Origin of the sequence: Rhizobium sp. NFR12, assembly GCF_900108545.1 — a bacterium.
Classification (GTDB): domain Bacteria; phylum Pseudomonadota; class Alphaproteobacteria; order Rhizobiales; family Rhizobiaceae; genus Neorhizobium; species Neorhizobium soli.
Genome location: NZ_FNWM01000003.1, coordinates 285,232 through 300,933 on the forward strand (window position 1 = coordinate 285,232; position 15,702 = coordinate 300,933).

17 protein-coding genes are annotated in these 15,702 nt (G+C 58.8%); 12 read left to right on the plus strand and 5 right to left on the minus strand.

All coding sequences use genetic code 11. The features are described from left to right. Position 1 precedes the first annotated feature (1 nt). The 6 genes from BLW69_RS14740 (at position 2) to arsB (ending at position 6,171) form a co-directional block, all read left to right on the plus strand. Positions 2 to 1,069 carry a substrate-binding domain-containing protein gene (locus BLW69_RS14740; protein WP_062459847.1) on the plus strand — a complete coding sequence of 356 codons (1,068 nt, stop codon included), beginning with the start codon at positions 2 to 4 and terminating at the stop codon, positions 1,067 to 1,069. Positions 1,070 to 1,141: 72 nt separating this feature from the next. Continuing rightward, complete coding sequence (locus tag BLW69_RS14745; RefSeq protein ID WP_092662988.1) at positions 1,142 to 3,643, plus strand: ATP-binding cassette domain-containing protein; 2,502 nt, start codon at positions 1,142 to 1,144, stop codon at positions 3,641 to 3,643. Between the two features lie 97 nt (positions 3,644 to 3,740). Further along, positions 3,741 to 4,094: an ArsR/SmtB family transcription factor gene (locus tag BLW69_RS14750; protein ID WP_092662990.1), complete on the plus strand. Its 354-nt coding sequence runs from the start codon at positions 3,741 to 3,743 to the stop codon at positions 4,092 to 4,094. Beyond that, positions 4,091 to 4,618 (plus strand): arsenate reductase ArsC, encoded by a 528-nt coding sequence (locus BLW69_RS14755; RefSeq protein WP_092662992.1) that lies wholly within the window; start codon positions 4,091 to 4,093, stop codon positions 4,616 to 4,618. The genes BLW69_RS14750 and BLW69_RS14755 overlap by 4 nt, the downstream gene beginning before the upstream one ends. Then, entirely contained in the window at positions 4,615 to 5,049 is a 435-nt protein-coding gene (gene arsC, locus BLW69_RS14760) for an arsenate reductase (glutaredoxin) (protein WP_092662994.1), read from the plus strand. Before BLW69_RS14755 ends, arsC begins: the two co-directional genes overlap by 4 nt. 51 nt (positions 5,050 to 5,100) lie before the next feature. After that, positions 5,101 to 6,171 (plus strand): ACR3 family arsenite efflux transporter, encoded by a 1,071-nt coding sequence (gene arsB / locus BLW69_RS14765; protein ID WP_092662996.1) that lies wholly within the window; start codon positions 5,101 to 5,103, stop codon positions 6,169 to 6,171. Between the two features lie 46 nt (positions 6,172 to 6,217). Here arsB and arsK read toward each other — a convergent pair whose 3' ends face one another. The 4 genes from arsK to BLW69_RS14785 all read right to left on the minus strand — a co-directional run bounded on the left by arsK (position 6,218) and on the right by BLW69_RS14785 (position 9,364). After that, the gene (arsK, locus tag BLW69_RS14770) at positions 6,218 to 7,438 is read right to left on the minus strand and encodes an arsenite efflux MFS transporter ArsK (RefSeq protein ID WP_092662998.1); all 1,221 of its coding nucleotides are present in this window, start codon (positions 7,436 to 7,438) and stop codon (positions 6,218 to 6,220) included. Then, the gene (arsH, locus tag BLW69_RS14775; RefSeq protein ID WP_062459832.1) at positions 7,435 to 8,142 is read right to left on the minus strand and encodes an arsenical resistance protein ArsH; all 708 of its coding nucleotides are present in this window, start codon (positions 8,140 to 8,142) and stop codon (positions 7,435 to 7,437) included. The genes arsK and arsH overlap by 4 nt, the downstream gene beginning before the upstream one ends. Positions 8,143 to 8,188: 46 nt before the next feature. Then, positions 8,189 to 8,521: an ArsR/SmtB family transcription factor gene (locus BLW69_RS14780; RefSeq protein ID WP_092663000.1), complete on the minus strand. Its 333-nt coding sequence runs from the start codon at positions 8,519 to 8,521 to the stop codon at positions 8,189 to 8,191. Positions 8,522 to 8,830: 309 nt separating this feature from the next. Then, positions 8,831 to 9,364, minus strand: coding sequence for a lipocalin family protein (locus BLW69_RS14785; RefSeq protein WP_062577956.1), 534 nt, complete (start codon positions 9,362 to 9,364; stop codon positions 8,831 to 8,833). A gap of 466 nt (positions 9,365 to 9,830) precedes the next feature. Between BLW69_RS14785 and BLW69_RS14790 the strand changes: the two genes are divergently transcribed. Beyond that, positions 9,831 to 10,703 (plus strand): MBL fold metallo-hydrolase, encoded by an 873-nt coding sequence (locus tag BLW69_RS14790; protein WP_092663002.1) that lies wholly within the window; start codon positions 9,831 to 9,833, stop codon positions 10,701 to 10,703. Positions 10,704 to 10,853: 150 nt separating this feature from the next. Then, positions 10,854 to 11,225: a hypothetical protein gene (locus tag BLW69_RS14795; RefSeq protein ID WP_062459825.1), complete on the plus strand. Its 372-nt coding sequence runs from the start codon at positions 10,854 to 10,856 to the stop codon at positions 11,223 to 11,225. 21 nt (positions 11,226 to 11,246) lie between these two features. Here the strand turns inward: BLW69_RS14795 and fliQ are convergent, their stop codons facing one another. Next, the gene (fliQ, locus tag BLW69_RS14800; protein ID WP_062459823.1) at positions 11,247 to 11,513 is read right to left on the minus strand and encodes a flagellar biosynthesis protein FliQ; all 267 of its coding nucleotides are present in this window, start codon (positions 11,511 to 11,513) and stop codon (positions 11,247 to 11,249) included. 281 nt (positions 11,514 to 11,794) lie between these two features. Here fliQ and BLW69_RS14805 point away from each other — a divergent pair, with 281 nt between their 5' ends. The 4 genes from BLW69_RS14805 (at position 11,795) to BLW69_RS14820 (ending at position 15,687) form a co-directional block, all read left to right on the plus strand. Continuing rightward, complete coding sequence (locus tag BLW69_RS14805; RefSeq protein ID WP_092663462.1) at positions 11,795 to 12,139, plus strand: ArsR/SmtB family transcription factor; 345 nt, start codon at positions 11,795 to 11,797, stop codon at positions 12,137 to 12,139. Between the two features lie 520 nt (positions 12,140 to 12,659). Further along, positions 12,660 to 14,249, plus strand: a complete 1,590-nt coding sequence (locus BLW69_RS14810) for a globin-coupled sensor protein (protein WP_092663004.1) — start codon at positions 12,660 to 12,662, stop codon at positions 14,247 to 14,249. Positions 14,250 to 14,288: 39 nt separating this feature from the next. Continuing rightward, on the plus strand, positions 14,289 to 14,594 hold the full coding sequence (locus BLW69_RS14815) for a hypothetical protein (RefSeq protein WP_139283877.1): 306 nt from the start codon (positions 14,289 to 14,291) through the stop codon (positions 14,592 to 14,594). A gap of 190 nt (positions 14,595 to 14,784) precedes the next feature. After that, positions 14,785 to 15,687, plus strand: coding sequence for a GGDEF domain-containing protein (locus BLW69_RS14820; protein WP_162759475.1), 903 nt, complete (start codon positions 14,785 to 14,787; stop codon positions 15,685 to 15,687). The last annotated feature ends 15 nt before the right edge of the window (positions 15,688 to 15,702 follow it).

The window sequence follows — 15,702 nt, forward strand, 5'->3', positions numbered from 1 at the left end:
CATGAACTATGCAAATTTGAAGAAGGGCCTGGCAGTCTCGGTTGCGACTGCGGTCATCGCACTGGGAGGTGCGGGTCTGGCCAAGGCGGAGACACCGTCCTGGTGCGGGCCGAAGAAGGCGACGCTTGCCCTTCTCGACGGCTACGGCGGCAACAGCTGGCGTCAGGTGACGACGGCATCCGGCAAGCAGACCGTCGAACTGTGCCCCAGTATCACCAAGTATGAGTATGCCGACGGCCAGGGCGACACCCAGAAGGCAATCTCCGACATCAAGGGTATGGCCGCCAAGGGCGTCGATGCGCTGGTCGTCTTTGGCGACGCCGGCCCGGCCATGCTGCCGGCCATCACCAGCGTCTTCAAGGCCGGAAAGATCATTGTGCCCTACCGCGTCGCTGTTGGCGGCAAGGAAGGCATGAACTATTCGAAGTTCATCGGCTCCTCCTTCGAAAACGACGGCGTCACCTGGGGCAAATGGATCAAGGGTGTGCTTCCCAAGGGTGGCAATGTCCTGTTCCTCAGCGGTCCTGCCGGCAACAGCCAGGGTCTGGATGAGCTGAAAGGGCTGAAGAGCGTGCTCGGGCCTGAGTATGTCTTCGTCAATCAGGCGCCTTTTGCCGTCACCAACTGGGATCCGGCGCTGACGCAAAAGGTGCTGACCGCCGAAATCGCCAAGAACGCCAAGATCGACGTCATCGTGTCCGATTTCGGCCCGTCGCTGGTCGGTGCTCTGCCGGCCTTCACCAAGCAGGGCAAGTCCATCCCGGCGCTTGCCACGTCGGACGGCAACTCGCTCGGCTGCTTCTGGCAGGACAATCACGCCAGCAACCCGGACTTCAAGCTGTTCACCGTCGCCACCGGTAACGACAATGTCCGGTTGGCCGTGCAGTGGGCCGTCGCGCTTGCAACCGGCGGCGAAAAGCCGAAGGAGCAGATCTTCGAGGCGCCTGCTTATGAGGATTCCGTATCGGGCAAGCCCAATGCCGTTCAGTGCCGCAAGGATCTGCCGGGCGCCATCTACATGTCCTCGGCGCTGAAGCCGGAAGACCAGGCAAAGGCCGTCGGCCAGTAACTGAAACTTACGCATCGCTGACCCCGGAGGGTTTACCTTCCGGGGCTCTGTCACCAGGACGGATTGCAAATAATGTTGGCACGAAACAGTCAAGACGTGGCGCTGGACGCTCGGGATGTGGTGATCCGCCTTTCGGGCATCTCGAAATATTTCTCGGTTGTCGCGGCACTGGCCGATGTCAGCGTGGAATTCCGCGCCGGCGAAGTGCATGCCCTTCTCGGCGAGAACGGCGCCGGCAAATCGACCCTGATGAACATCATTTCCGGAACGCTGCAGCCGACCGAGGGAGAGATTCACTTCGAAGGCCGCGCCGTACAGCAAATGACCCCGGAAATCGCCAAGTCCCACGGGATTGGCATCTGCTTCCAGCATCCTGCCATTCTGGACGATCTGTCGATCCTGGAAAACCTGCGCGTGGCCTTGCCAGCCTCGGTGTTTGCGGGCGCAAAGCCCGACGATGTGGGCCGGCGCGTGCTTGCCAAGGTCGGCCTGCATCTCCCTCTTGGCATGCGCGCCGACGGTCTGACGGTTGCGCAGAAGCATTTGCTTGAGATCGCCAAGGCGCTGGCGCTCGAGCCGAAGGTGCTGATCCTGGACGAACCCACCGCCTCGCTCGACCAGGATTCGACCGACATGCTGTTTGCCCGCATCCGCGAGGTGGCGGCCGCTGGCACATCGGTCATCTACATCACCCACCGCCTGGCCGAACTTCGCCAGATTGCCGATCGGGTCACCGTGCTTCGGGATGGTCGCGTGCGCGGCTCCGCCGTCATCGGCGAGATCAGCGATGCCGATCTGGTCGGGCTTATCGTCGGGCGTACTCTGGAATCGGCATTCCCGCCGAAAGCGTCATCGGCCGATACGGAGACCGGTCTGTCCGTGGTGGGCATCACCAACAGGGACCTGAAGAATATCAGCTTCGACGTACCGCGCGGGCAGATCGTGGGGATCGCCGGTGTCGCCGGCAACGGTCAGCCGGAACTGATGCGGGTTCTTGCAGGGCTGAGGCCTGCCGAGGGGCAGATCGTCTTACGCGGGCGCGCACTCGCCCAACCGGAACTCCTCCATGAGGCGGCCTTCATGCCGTCGGATCGCCACGTCGAAGGTGTCGCCGGCAGTTTGACCGTTCGGGAAAATGCAACCTATTCCGCGCTTGAGAAGTTCGCGGTCGGTGGCGTGATGAGCCGCAAGAAGGAACTGGCGCAGGTCGGCGCGATCTTCAGCGAACTGGCGGTGAAGACGCCCGGTATGGAAGCGCCGATCTTTGCCCTGTCGGGCGGCAACCAGCAAAAAGTGGTCATGGCGCGCGCGCTTTTGTCCGAGCCGGGATTGATCATTGCGGACGAACCGACGCAAGGGGTGGATGTCGGCGCCCGGTTCGAAATCTATCGCATCCTGCGCGAAGTCTCCGAGGCGGGAACGCCGGTTGTGGTGAACTCGTCCGATGCCGTGGAGCTCGAAGGGCTGTGCGACAAGGTCGTCGTGCTGTCGCGCGGGCATGTGGTCGAGATCCTCGAAGGTGACGACGTCACCGAAGAACGAATAGTCACTGCGGCAGTTGGAGCGGAGACGCATGGCGACAGCAGTTCGACGGTGGCACAGCCGAGTACCGGCAGCCGATGGCGCGACCTTCTGCGGTCGGACAATGCTCCAGCGGTCCCGCTTGCCATCGTGACCGTGCTTCTCGGGCTCTATGTCTATGGCCAGAACGAGAACTTCTTCTCCGTCTACAACATCTACAACATCCTGCTTCTGGCGACCGCGCTCGGCTTTATTGCCATGGGCCAGACCGTGGCGCTGCTGATGGGCGGGATCGATCTTTCGGTCGGTCCGCTCGCCGGATTTCTGGTCGTGGTCGCGTCATTTTTCATTACCGACGACAATTCCACTGCGATGATGGCGGTCGGCTTCCTCCTGATGTTTGCCGGCGCCTTTGTGACCGGGGCTATCAACGGTGTGCTGATCCGATTTGCGAATTTCACCCCGATTGCCGCGACGCTCGCCATGTATATCGCGATCCAGGGCTGCAGCTTCCTGCTGCGTGACAATCCGGATGGCTATATCAGCGCGACGGTCACCGACTGGGTCAACTGGCAATTGGGTCCTTTCCCGGTCGCCTTTCTGGTACTGGTTGTTGCAGCGGTCGGCGCCGAATTCTTGCTGCGCCGGACCCGGGCCGGATGGCGTCTGCGGGCGGTCGGATCCGATGAACAATCTGCGCGCCGGGCCGGCATTCCTGTCGAACTCACCTTCATCGGCGGCTATATCGCCTGTTCGCTGCTGACCGCTGTCGGTGCCATCATGCTGATGACGCAGATCGGTGTCGGTGACCCGCGCCAGGGCGTGAACTACACGCTGGCCAGCATCACCGCAGTCGTTCTGGGCGGAACGAGCCTTTCGGGCGGGCGGGGAACCTTCATCGGAACCCTTCTCGGAGCCGTGCTTCTGACCGAAGTGCTGAACGCGGTGACATTCCTGGGGCTGACCCAGACCTACCAGTATCTCTTCCAGGGATTGCTGGTTGTGGTGGCAGCGCTGATCTACGCAAGCGCTGGCCGGCGGAAATCGCACTGACTTCCTGGTTCTGAACACGAGTACCTGCCGTCGATCGTAAGAAGACGACCCGGAACACGCATCTTGACTGATTCCATAAATCCAGTATTCTGGATATATGGAATCAGAAGTCGCTATTCTCGCCCTTGCTGCGCTTGCTCAGCCAACCCGGCTCGAAGCTTTTCGCCTGCTTGTCAGGCATGAACCGGATGGACTGCCCGCAGGTGACATAGCGCGCGCGCTCGCGGTGCCACAAAACACGATGTCTGCGCATCTGAACATCTTGTCACGCGCGGGTCTTGTTTCTTCGCAGCGCCAAAGCCGCGTCGTTACCTACCGTGTGGAGATGGAGACGTTACGGGAATTGGTGCTCTTCCTTCTCAAGGACTGCTGTGGCGGAAACGCAGAGCTCTGCGCGCCGCTGATTGCGGAACTCACCCCGTGCTGCCCTCCGGAAAAGGCGCTCTCATGACCGACAAGACATTCAACGTCCTGTTTCTGTGCACCGGCAACTCTGCGAGATCGATCCTCGCGGAAAGTGTTTTGCGAAAAATTGGCGCTGGGAAATTCAATGCCTACTCGGCGGGAAGCCAGCCTAAAGGCAACGTCAACCCAATGGCGCTCGATGTGCTTGTTGGCCACAAGTTTCCCACGGAGGGACTTCGGTCAAAAAGTTGGGACGAGTTTGCGGGTGCCGAGGCTCCGCAATTAGATTTTATCTTTACGGTCTGCGACAACGCTGCTGGCGAATCCTGCCCGGTCTGGCCGGGAAAACCAATGACCGCCCATTGGGGTATCGACGATCCTGTTGCAGTGGAGGGTACCGACGCGGAAAAGCGCATCGCCTTCACCACAGCGCTTCGCCACATGAAGTTTCGTATTGCAGCTTTCGCCGCGCTGCCTTTGGAAAGCCTCGAAAGGATAAGCTTGACCGCCAAGCTTCAGGAAATCGGTCAGCTCGAAGGATCGACAAACAAAAGGCCTGACGTTGCATGACTAACCCCATCGATATCGTCATCTACCACAACCCGGACTGCGGGACCTCGCGCAACACGCTTGCGATGATCCGCAACGCCGGCATCGAACCCCATGTGGTTGAGTATCTCAAAACCCCGCCAGCGCGCGCGCTGGTTAAGCAGTTGATCGACCGGATGGGAATTTCCGCGCGCGATCTTCTTCGCGAAAAGGGAACGCCGTTTTCCGAACTCGGTTTGGGCGACCCTTCCTTGTCCGATGAGCAACTGGTCGATGCCATGATGGACCATCCCATCCTGATCAACCGCCCGATCGTCGTCACGCCTGCCGGTGTCAGGCTGTGCCGACCATCGGAAGCGGTGTTAGATATTCTTCCAGCTGGCCAGCAGGCTGCGTTTGCCAAGGAAGATGGCGAAGTCGTCGTCGACCAGACCGGTCGTCGCGTCGTCTGACGCAAGCCATTCAAGCCGAACCCGTGCGACGATTTTGCCAAGGAGGCCGCCATGCGTCCCGAAGAACCAACACTGCGTCTGTCGTTCCTCGACCGCTATCTGACCGTCTGGATTTTTGCCGCAATGGCACTGGGTGTGCTGCTCGGAACTGTGTTTACCGGTCTGCCCGTAGCGCTCGACAGCCTGTCCATCGGCACCACCAATATTCCGATTGCCATCGGCCTCATCCTGATGATGTATCCGCCTCTGGCGAAAGTGCGCTTTGAGGAACTCCCTCAGGTGTTTGCCGACAAGCGGGTTCTGGCGATCTCTCTCCTGCAGAACTGGATTATCGGTCCGGTGCTGATGTTTGCGCTGGCGGTGATCTTCCTGCGGGACTATCCGGAATACATGACCGGCCTCATCCTGATCGGTCTTGCCCGCTGCATTGCAATGGTTCTCGTCTGGAACCAGCTTGCCCGGGGTGACAACCAGTATGTCGCGGGTCTCGTTGCCTTCAATTCGATTTTCCAGATCCTGTTTTTCAGCGTCTATGCGTGGTTCTTCCTGTCCGTCCTGCCTCCGCTGTTTGGTCTTGAAGGCAGTGTGATTGACGTCTCGTTCTGGACGATTGCGGAAGCGGTGTTGATCTATCTCGGTATTCCGTTCCTTGCGGGATATCTGTCGCGCCGCTTGCTGACCGCGAGCAAGGGCAGGGACTGGTACGAAAACGTTTTCCTGCCGAAGATCAGCCCGATGACGCTGGCCGCCCTTCTGTTTACGATCGTCGCCATGTTCAGCCTGAAGGGCGGAGACGTGGTCCGCCTGCCGGGCGATGTGGTGATGATCGCCATTCCTCTGACGATCTACTTTCTTATCATGTTTCTTGTCAGTTTTTGGATGGCGAGGTCGGTGGGGACGGATTATCCGCGCACGACAGCGGTTGCCTTTACTGCGGCCGGCAACAACTTCGAGCTGGCTATCGCGGTTGCCATTGCCGCGTTCGGCCTGGCGTCCCCGGTCGCATTTGCGGCCGTCATCGGCCCGCTCGTCGAGGTGCCTGTGCTGATCCTTTTGGTAAAGATGGCACTGTGGATGGGCCGCAGATATTTTGCCAAATCGGCAGGAAGCCCGGCCGTGTAGCGCTCCCAGCGGGCAACCAAGGACGCACGGATCCCAGCGTACTGGTTCAGGCCGGACGGCTCGCGAGATGATCGCCAGACTTTTGGCGGCGCTCCAGTCGCGCAATCCCGACGAAGGCGACAATCGCACAGGCCCCGAGCGCTGTTGTGATGGTCAGTGACCACAGCGTGCCGATATGGGCCATGGCAAACGACAGCGCAAACGGCGCGGTCGCGGACAGGATCAATCGTGCGGCCATGACCTTGCCCTGCAGCCTGCCGTAGCCAGCGCTGCCAAACAGCATCAGCGGCAGGGTGCCGGTGACGATGCTGAAAAGACCGTTGCCCAAACCGAAGACAACGGCAAACGCCATGGCGCCTGCCACCGACGGAGCGGTAAGGGTGAGGATCAATACACCCCCGGGGATCAACGTGGCGGCAATCGTTGCCAAAGCCAGCGGCGGCAGATTGCCGCCGAGCACGATATTGGCAAACCGGCTCAGCACTTGTGACGGACCAAACAGCGTGCCGACAATGGCGGCGGTGGCCCCAAGGCCAAGACCCGACAGCAGCGGCACCATATGCACCAGGATCGCCGCACTGACGAGAGATTGCAGCGAAAACCCCACCACCATCAGCTTGAACCCGAACTGGCGGACGTCCGGGCAGAGGCACCCCTCGACGACTTGCGCCGTGCCGTTCTGTTTCTGCGACTTCCCCTGGGCAAGGCCGTAGGACAGCCAGGCGTGCAGAGGCAGGCAGACGAGCAGATTGAGCCCGGCAAACACCAGGTAGACATTCTGCCAGGACAGATTGGCGTGCAGAGCCGTTGTTATGGGCCAGAAGATCGTCGAGGCGAAGCCGGCGATCAGGGTCAGATAGGTGATGCTGCGCTGGGCGGTGCGGGGGCTTGCCTGCACCAGCAGCGCAAAGGCTGCGCCATATTGTACGAGATTGGCGGCGATCTCGATCACGACCAGAGCGGCGACGAAGCCGCTCTTTCCCGGCGCATAGGCACAAGCGACCAGCGCTGCCGCAGCAATCGCGGATCCGGCCGTCATCACCCGTCCTGCGCCAAAATGATCAATGGCCCGGCCGAGCCAGGGAGCGGTCAAGCCGCCCAGAAGAAGTGCCGCCGAAAGTGCGGCAAATATCCACTCCGTCGACCAGTTCAGGTCTCGCGCCATATCGGGTGCAAGAATGCTGAAGCTGTAATAGAGAGTTCCATAGCCGATGATCTGGGTGAGGCCCAGGGCAAGGATAGTGCCGATCGGCGGCCGCTCGCTCATATCGACTTCAGATCCACGCGCTGTTCGAGCTTTGCGGCCTCTTCCTTCCTCTCGCTATAGCGGTCTGTCAGGTAGTCGGACGCATCGCGGGTCAGCAGTGTGAATTTGACCAGTTCCTCGCAGACATCGACGACGCGATCGTAGTAGGCCGAGGGTTTCATGCGGCCATCCGTGTCGAACTCCTGCCATGCCTTGGCAACCGACGACTGGTTCGGAATGGTGATCATCCGCATCCAGCGACCGAGAATGCGCAACTGATTGACCGCGTTGAAGGATTGCGAGCCACCGGAGACCTGCATGACGGCGAGCGTCTTGCCCTGCGTCGGTCGCACCGAACCGGTCGTGAGGGGGATCCAGTCGATCTGCGCTTTGATAATGCCGGTCATCGCACCGTGCCGCTCGGGGCTGACCCAGACATGGCCTTCCGACCAGAGAGAAAGCGCGCGCAATTCCTGAACCTTCGGATCCGTATCCGGTGCGCCATCGGGAAGGGGCAGACCTTCGGGATTGAAGATCTTCACCTCGCATCCAAGGTGCTCGAGGAGCCGTGCTGCCTCTTCCGCCAAAAGACGGCTGAACGAAATCTTCCGCAGCGATCCATAGAGGATCAGGATCCGCGGCTTGTGCTGCGAATAGGGTGGTCGAAGTGCCTCAAGGTCGGGCTGGGAAATGAGATCAAGCGAGGCGGCTGGCAGATCAGCCATTTGGATACTCCATCGAAAAAGATTGAAACGTTCGCATTTGAGGCTCCTATAACGCAGACCCTACGAGTTCTGTAGGCCCGCAACCGGCATCAGATTGGCTCGAACAACAGTTCTCCATCAGGAAATGGGCGAGGCCGTTGAGGGTCTCGAAATTCGCGCTGTAGACGATGGAGCGTGACTCCCGCTGAGCGCTGATCAGGCCCGCATGTTCCAGTTCTTTGAGATGAAAGGAAATGTTGGAAGGCGACACGTTCACAGCGTCGGCAATCATACCCGCCGCCAGTCCGCCGGGGCCGGCGATGACGAGCTTACGAATGACCTGCAACCGGGTCTGCTGTGACAGTGCGCCAAACGCATCAAGGACCTGTCGCTCGTTCACCAGTTCATTCCTTGTCCAATACGCGCTGATAGTGACCAGGCGCGGGCGCTTGCCCGGCCCTCAAAGCCAGGTAAAGCAATAGAACAACAATTATTCAAGACTTCAAGGATTATTGAAATATTGGTCGAAAACAATCTGCGTGACGAAGCCCGCGCGCTCGATCCCAGAATTCCATTCGGTCTCTCAAGCTGGTCGCAGGGTAGGGGCCGAGCTTTATAAAACCAAGGCTCGAAGCCGCAGCGAAGCTCGCGTTCCGAACGGTTGTCTTGTCGCGTGGACGCCAAACCGTTCGGACGCTTTCCAGTCAGCCTAGCGGGCTGGCGGAAATTCCAGCTTCTTTACGTCGTAGCCGAGTTCGCTCGCCTTGCGCACCATGCGGTTGAGCTTGGATTTCGATGGTACGGTTCGCGAATAGATCCACAGGTCCGACATCGACGGGTTGGCGCTGATGAACCAGGATTTATCCGGCGATTTGTAGAGCACGCGGTAGGTGAAGGTGATGAACAGTGGATAGCGGACGCGCATCGTTGCGTTCGTCGTTCCGTAATCCTGGATCTTCCCGGTCCCATTGATCGTTTTGAGGCGACCGTTTGGAGTATCGACACGACAACCGTCTTCGACCATGACCGTGTCAGGCGTTTTGCCCTTGCGGTAGGTGGAATAACCGGCAACACAGCCGTCGGTCAGGAACATCGGGGTCCTCCCGATTTCCAGCCATGTCCCCTGGTAATGATCCGGCCCGACTTTGACGACATCGGGAGCGGCGAGGGCCTGCGATACGACGCCGATCGCGAAAAGGCATGTGATTAAGTGCAAGCTGAGATGTCTGATAAGATTGTGCATATGCTCATCCTGTCGGTTGCCGATCCCGCGTGATCTCGAGGCAACCGTACTCCCCGCGGAAGTACTCGCAGTTGCCAAACGGAACCACACATCAGCCGCATCCAGGGTCGCCGAGACATGCGCCACAGGCACAACCAGTTTGTTTGCCGGCCAACGATGTGGATCTATGGCTGCGACGGGCAAAATCAAGCGCGTTGCCACGCGCGAACAACTGCTCGGCTGGTCTCGATCCAATGGCGCGGCTTATCGGGTTGGCCCTATCGCTTGGTAAGCAAGATTGCGGCAAAGGGCTCCGAGTTGACGTTCGTGAGAGGTTGACTTAGGAGGGGCCGCCGTGACGCTTGATGTCCTCGTCTTGCCCGCTGTCACAGCGTTGCTGCGATCAGACCTGCCTCGTGGACATCCTGTGGCCAGACCATCATAAAGCCGCGCCAGTGCAGGCGTTTGACAAGCCGGATTTTACACCATGAGTGCCCAACCCGAAGTCGCTGGTTTTTACGACGCGCGTAGCGGCAGCATCCAGTATGTCGTAAGCTGCAAGGCCACGAAGAAATGCGCCATCATCGATCCGGTTCTCGACTACGACGAGAAATCCGGAAGCACGGCCACGCGTCACGCCGATGCGCTCCTTTCACATATCCAGATGCAGGGACTGGACGTCGCGTGGATCCTCGACACGCATCCCCATGCAGACCATCTCACCGCAGCAGCATACCTCAAGTCGAAGACCGGCGCGCCGACCGCGATCGGCGCCGACGTGGTCAAGGTCCAGGCGCTATGGAAGGACATCTACAATGCGCCGGCGATGCCAACCGACGGATCCCAGTGGGACCGGCTGTTTTCGGATGGCGACCGGTTCATGATCGGTGAGATCGAGAGCCGCGTCATGCATTCGCCCGGCCACACACTGGCATCGATCACGTATCTGGTCGGTGATGCGACCTTCATCCACGACACGCTGTTCATGCCCGACAGCGGTTCGGCCCGCGCCGATTTTCCCGGAGGCAGCGCTGAAGATCTCTGGTCGTCGATTGAGGCAATCCTGAACTTGCCCGACGACACCCGGCTGTTCACCGGTCACGATTATCGTCATGGCGGGCGGGAAGCGCTCTGGGAAAGCACCGTCGCGCAACAGAAGGCGCAGAACATTCACCTCCGGTCAGGGCGTGACGAGTTCATCCAGTCCCGCATCAGCCGTGACAAAACGTTGCCGTTTCCAAAACTGATGCTGCATGCCCTGCAGGTCAATCTGATGGCAGGAGAGCTGCCGCCAAAGGAGGCGAACGGTGTGAGGTACCTGAAGATCCCGATCGACGCCTTCCCTGTGGCGGCCTGGTAAGACATTTGTCGGCGCCAAGCGCAACCTCACGAAATAGTGCGGCCGCAGGCGGTTTGATGCTTTTCAGAAGGGGATAATGTTTGCATATTGTCTCGGCAGACGACGATACAGTCGTCGGCAACCCTCGGTATAGCTTGGAGGAGCGATTACATGAAGCGGACGTGGCCTGAGGAATTCGACTTCATACTGGATGGGGCTGAGGAGGTTTCGCTGGAGGTTCCAGTGGCCCGCAAGGGAGATGTTTCGCAGGGCGAAACGGTAACGCGCCATGCTCTTAAGGTCCGTCTCACGCAACAGGATTACGAACGTGTCTGGCCGTTGGCGGAAACACGCTATCGTCTTGGCGGTAGCCGTACTGGCAAAGCGATCACGCTGATCGCCAACAATCCGCACTACCAGCAATGGCACCCGGCGGACGGAGGTTCGGACGCAGGCGATGCCGAGGGCGGCCGATCCTATGCGACCCGCTATGTGGTCGTGTTCTTCCTGCTCGACGAAGTGCGAGAGACTGCAGACGCCTGACCTCTTAAGATCGCAGCCGGCCTAGAAACCCGACTGTACGTGAGAGAAAATCTCGACAACGAGAAGATTGAGTTGGCCGCCTATGAACGGGGCGGCCACTGCCAGCGCTACAAAGACAGCAACAATCTTTGGCGCAAAGCTCAGCGTGCTTTCCTGGACCTGCGTGAGAGCCTGGACAAGGCTGATAACCAGGCCGACTGCCATCGCGGTGAAAACCGCAGGCGCTGACGCAAGGAGCATTGCCCAGACAGAGATCCGCAGGATCTCCAACGCGTCTGCTTCTGTCATTTTACACCAGCATTGAATGTATATTGGGCGGCGAGACCGCGTTTCGTATCTGCCTTAATACAGATTCGGCGGTTATCAGAGTTAAGTATTGTTAAGATGCGTAAAACGTCTGGACTGCGATAAAATAAAGTACAACTTGCGTATTGAAGCAGAGACGTAATGCGGAGATGCTTAGCCACCGCAGCTTATATCTTGCTTGTATTACTTCTCGCTTATGTGGCGCCGGACTCGGTTCGGTCCATGAAGATACGCGATTTTATTCAATGGTGGTTGGAGGCGTTATGGACATCGGTCTGTCGGGAGAAGTTCTTCCCTTCGATGAGGGCGACGCCGCCGATCTACTGAAGGTTATGGGGCACCCCGCACGGTTCAAAGTCCTTTGTCTGGTGCAGGATCGGGAGCGCGACGTGCGTTCACTCGCAAAGGCGGTGAATCTCAGCCAATCGGCACTCTCTCAACATCTGAAGATTCTCAGGGACGCGAACCTCGTCTCGGCGCGTCGACAAGCGCAGACGGTTTTCTATCGCTCTCACGAGGAAGGTGTCCGCCAGGTTCTTGACTGTATGCAAAGCATATTCTGTCCCGTCGCAGAGACTCACGAAGCTGTGGCGGTTGCCTACGCTTAGACCCTACGCAATGACCTTGACGATGTCCCAGCTCTCTTTTGTCAATATCGACCGCTGTCTTGAGAATGCAATGAGCACGCTGCCGGTCATAGCAGCGCTTACATGCGGCATGAATTTTAAGGCAAAAACTCGTATTTTTGGCTCTATGCTTGACGATTGCCAGATATAGCCTCGGTCAAACGATCGCGCTGCTTAAATCAAGTTCTGCTACTATAGCATAGGGCGAACTATTAACGGTTTTTTATCCCCTGAATCCTAGATTTGTGGTGCCAGATAGGCGCCGTGGCGCCGCATACCCATGAGGGTTTTATGGCCGTGAAGATCAGGAACAGCCGCCACCTGACAGTCTAACACCTGTTCGGTAGACATCTGGGTTTTTGAGCCCCCTTGCTTGCCCCGCGATGGCTTCGAAGCACGCGCGCCGGTGATGGACTGCGTTCCCGTCAGCAACAGATCGCACTCGCTTTAGCGGGCAGACCAACCATGCCTTGTTACCAAGGGACCGCAGCAGGGGACATACATGAGTACGCAGAAATCAGCACAGGCAACGCTTAACGACCGACTGGACTTCGCTGGTCTTGGCGATCCACAGCGCAGGACACTCGCAGCATTGGCGCCCATCATTAACGGGTCGCTCGATAGCGCGCTCGATGTGTTTTACGCCAAGGTCCGTCATCACCCGGAAACCTCCAAATACTTTTCCGGTGAAAATCACATCACCCAGGCAAAAGGACGACAGGCTCGACACTGGGAAACGATTTCCTCGGCAAAGTTCGACGAAGCCTATGTTGATGAAGTCACCATGATCGGCAAAGCCCATGCAAGGCTTGGGCTTCAACCGCGCTGGTACATTGGCGGCTATGCGTTGATGATCGAGAACATTGTGCGCGCCGTCATCGATAACGAGCTCGGTAGTTTCCTGGTGCGCGGCAAACGCCAGAAGATCGGAGACGACGTAACGACGGTTGTCAAAGCGGCCCTCGTGGACATGGATTACGCGATCTCCGTCTATCTCGACGTCCTTGCGGACGAGAGAGCCAAGGCCGAAGCGGAGCAGGCGACGCTGAAAGCGGAACAAGACACAGCGCTCTCAGCCCTCGAAAGTGCGTTGAGATCTCTCTCCGGCGGTGATCTGACCCGGCCCTTGGAACAGCCCCTCGCGGTCAGTTTCGACGGGCTCAAGCATAATTTCAACGATTCCGTATCGAGCCTCAACGGTGCTCTTTCCGAGATCTCAAGCACGGTCGGCTTCGTTCTCTCGCAGTCGGCCGAAATCGCCACTGCGACCGACGAAATGGCAAAGCGCACCGAACGGCAGGCCACGGCGCTTGAAGAAACAGCGGCAGCGCTAGAGCAGATCAGTTCAATCGCGCGGCAGTCTCAAACCCGGACGACAGAAGTCCAGGCGGTCGTAACGGCCTCTGCAACAGAGGCAGCAACGTCCGGAGAAATCGTAGAGCAGGCCGTCAAGGCGATGAGCGACATTGTCGAGTCATCCAAACAAATGAACGACATCATTAGTGTCATTGACGAAATTGCGTTCCAGACGAACCTCCTCGCACTCAATGCGGGGGTCGAAGCAGCCCGTGCCGGTGACCAGGGGAAAGGCTTTGCGGTGGTGGCGCAGGAGGTGCGGGAGCTCGCGCAACGCTCAGCCCGGGCCGCCAAGGAAATCAAGGATCTCATCTCGAGATCTTCTCAGGATGTCGCGCGCGGCGTCGATCTTGTGAACACAACGGGCAAGGCATTGAGAAGCATCGGCAGACAGGTGCAGACGATCGACGAACACATGGTATCGATTGCCATGTCGTCGCGCGAACAGGCGACTGGGATAGCTGAAATCAACTCTGCCGTGGGCAGCATGGATACGATCACGCAGCAAAACGCTGCCATGGTGGAAGAGACGTCTGCGGCGACGATAAAACTCTCCAACGAGGCCGAGAGACTTTCCGAGCTTGTCGCCGGGTTCAAAACGACGCCAAGCGCGGTAGGCCAAAGCAACGGTCGGGCGCATGCGCCTGCAGCTTCGCCTGCGCGACAAATGATCCAGTCGCTTCCTGGCAAACTACAGCGGTCGAAGGCGGCCAATGAAGGCTGGTCGGAATTCTGAGCAGGGCGACCCGGTACGCCACATCATGAGGGTAGTTTTGTGAAAATGCTGATCGCAATACCACTCGCACTGCTGGCTGCCGGGCTCTCCACCGCACAAGCGCTCGATAAACTGATCCTTTTGGTCAGGAGGAATCTCGAGCACCTGGACGTCGGGAATACGGCGCAGTTCGATCTGAACATGCTCACGGGGTTTGCGGGTCGCCGAGGGTATAGGTCGGGATCCAAAGCGACCGGAAACGAATGGATAGAGATGACGGAAGTCGTCGAGTTTGTGACTCGTATTGTGGACGCAAAACTAGCTGGAGGTTTTTCACCCGCGAACCTCTCCATCGGGCGAGGTTGAGGCTAGGGAATGATGACAGACAGAACCTGCGACATGCAATATCGGGTGGATCTGCGGTTCTTGCCGTCACCGGTCGTCCTGCTGTGGCAATCCCCTAAAGTGAATAAGGGTTAGGCCGATGCTTTCGGATGAACGGGCGGCAGCCTCACTCTTTTCCCTTGCGACACAAGGCGGAGATGGGCTGGACGGAATGTTGCAGACGCTGTTTCACATCTCTCCGCTTGCCTATGCCATTTCGACGGCCGGGCCAAACTCCGTTTATGTGCGGGTCAACCAGGCTTACATGGACCTCGTCGGGATGAACGAAACGGCACTGGTTGGTCGCAAACTGACGGATGTCGGCCTGATCGTCGATGGCTCAGACCGTGTTGCCAGGATCAAACTCCTTGACGAGGTTGGGTATTACTCCGCGCAGTCGGGCAAGATCCGGCATCGTGACGGGCGGGAAATTTCCGTGATGATCTCCGCACGCCGGATCAAGATTGGAAACGACCTCTACGATCTCGAGGCGCTGACCGATGTCACCGAACAGACGAGCGCGCAAATCAGACAGGAAGAGGCGTTGCGAGCCGCGGCCGTCACCGATAGCCTGACCGGGCTTCCGAACCGTCTTGGGTTCGAGCAACGGATCGCTCACTTTATCGAAGATCGCGCCAACCATGAGGAGTTCGGACTCGCAATCTTCGATCTCAACGGCTTCAAGATCGTCAATGACATGCACGGTCACCCGGTCGGGGACGAGTTGCTTGCGGTTATCGGGAAAAGGCTTTTGTCGTCCCTGAGAGCGGGCGAATTCGTCTCGCGGCTGGGCGGTGACGAGTTTGCCCTCCTGTTCCAGTCAGACATGGGAGACAGTGAAATGCAGGAGCAGAGGCTCGCCGTGATGATGGACACTGTGCTGGCCGCCGTCACGATCGGAAGCAAAACGCTGCGCGTCGGTGCGGCGCTGGGTTTTGGCTTTGCAAGCGAGGTCAAGTGGTCGAGAACGGCTCTTGTCGCTCTCGTAGATCGGCGCATGTATCACGCCAAACTGACGCGGCGAAGTATTGCGATCCTCGGGCCGCCGGAGGCCTTGGCAACGGCCAACGGCTGATGCCACCCATGGCGA

Coding starts and splice junctions, on each gene's coding strand:
- arsK (WP_092662998.1), bottom strand. CDS start 7,438: ATGAGCGAGCGGCCGCCGATCGGCACTATCCTTGCCCTGGGCCTCACC.
- BLW69_RS14740 (WP_062459847.1), top strand. CDS start 2: ATGAACTATGCAAATTTGAAGAAGGGCCTGGCAGTCTCGGTTGCGACT.
- BLW69_RS14745 (WP_092662988.1), top strand. CDS start 1,142: ATGTTGGCACGAAACAGTCAAGACGTGGCGCTGGACGCTCGGGATGTG.
- BLW69_RS14785 (WP_062577956.1), bottom strand. CDS start 9,364: ATGCACAATCTTATCAGACATCTCAGCTTGCACTTAATCACATGCCTT.
- BLW69_RS14795 (WP_062459825.1), top strand. CDS start 10,854: ATGAAGCGGACGTGGCCTGAGGAATTCGACTTCATACTGGATGGGGCT.
- arsB (WP_092662996.1), top strand. CDS start 5,101: ATGCGTCCCGAAGAACCAACACTGCGTCTGTCGTTCCTCGACCGCTAT.
- arsC (WP_092662994.1), top strand. CDS start 4,615: ATGACTAACCCCATCGATATCGTCATCTACCACAACCCGGACTGCGGG.
- BLW69_RS14790 (WP_092663002.1), top strand. CDS start 9,831: ATGAGTGCCCAACCCGAAGTCGCTGGTTTTTACGACGCGCGTAGCGGC.
- BLW69_RS14810 (WP_092663004.1), top strand. CDS start 12,660: ATGAGTACGCAGAAATCAGCACAGGCAACGCTTAACGACCGACTGGAC.
- BLW69_RS14805 (WP_092663462.1), top strand. CDS start 11,795: ATGGACATCGGTCTGTCGGGAGAAGTTCTTCCCTTCGATGAGGGCGAC.
- BLW69_RS14750 (WP_092662990.1), top strand. CDS start 3,741: ATGGAATCAGAAGTCGCTATTCTCGCCCTTGCTGCGCTTGCTCAGCCA.
- BLW69_RS14820 (WP_162759475.1), top strand. CDS start 14,785: ATGTTGCAGACGCTGTTTCACATCTCTCCGCTTGCCTATGCCATTTCG.
- arsH (WP_062459832.1), bottom strand. CDS start 8,142: ATGGCTGATCTGCCAGCCGCCTCGCTTGATCTCATTTCCCAGCCCGAC.
- fliQ (WP_062459823.1), bottom strand. CDS start 11,513: ATGACAGAAGCAGACGCGTTGGAGATCCTGCGGATCTCTGTCTGGGCA.
- BLW69_RS14755 (WP_092662992.1), top strand. CDS start 4,091: ATGACCGACAAGACATTCAACGTCCTGTTTCTGTGCACCGGCAACTCT.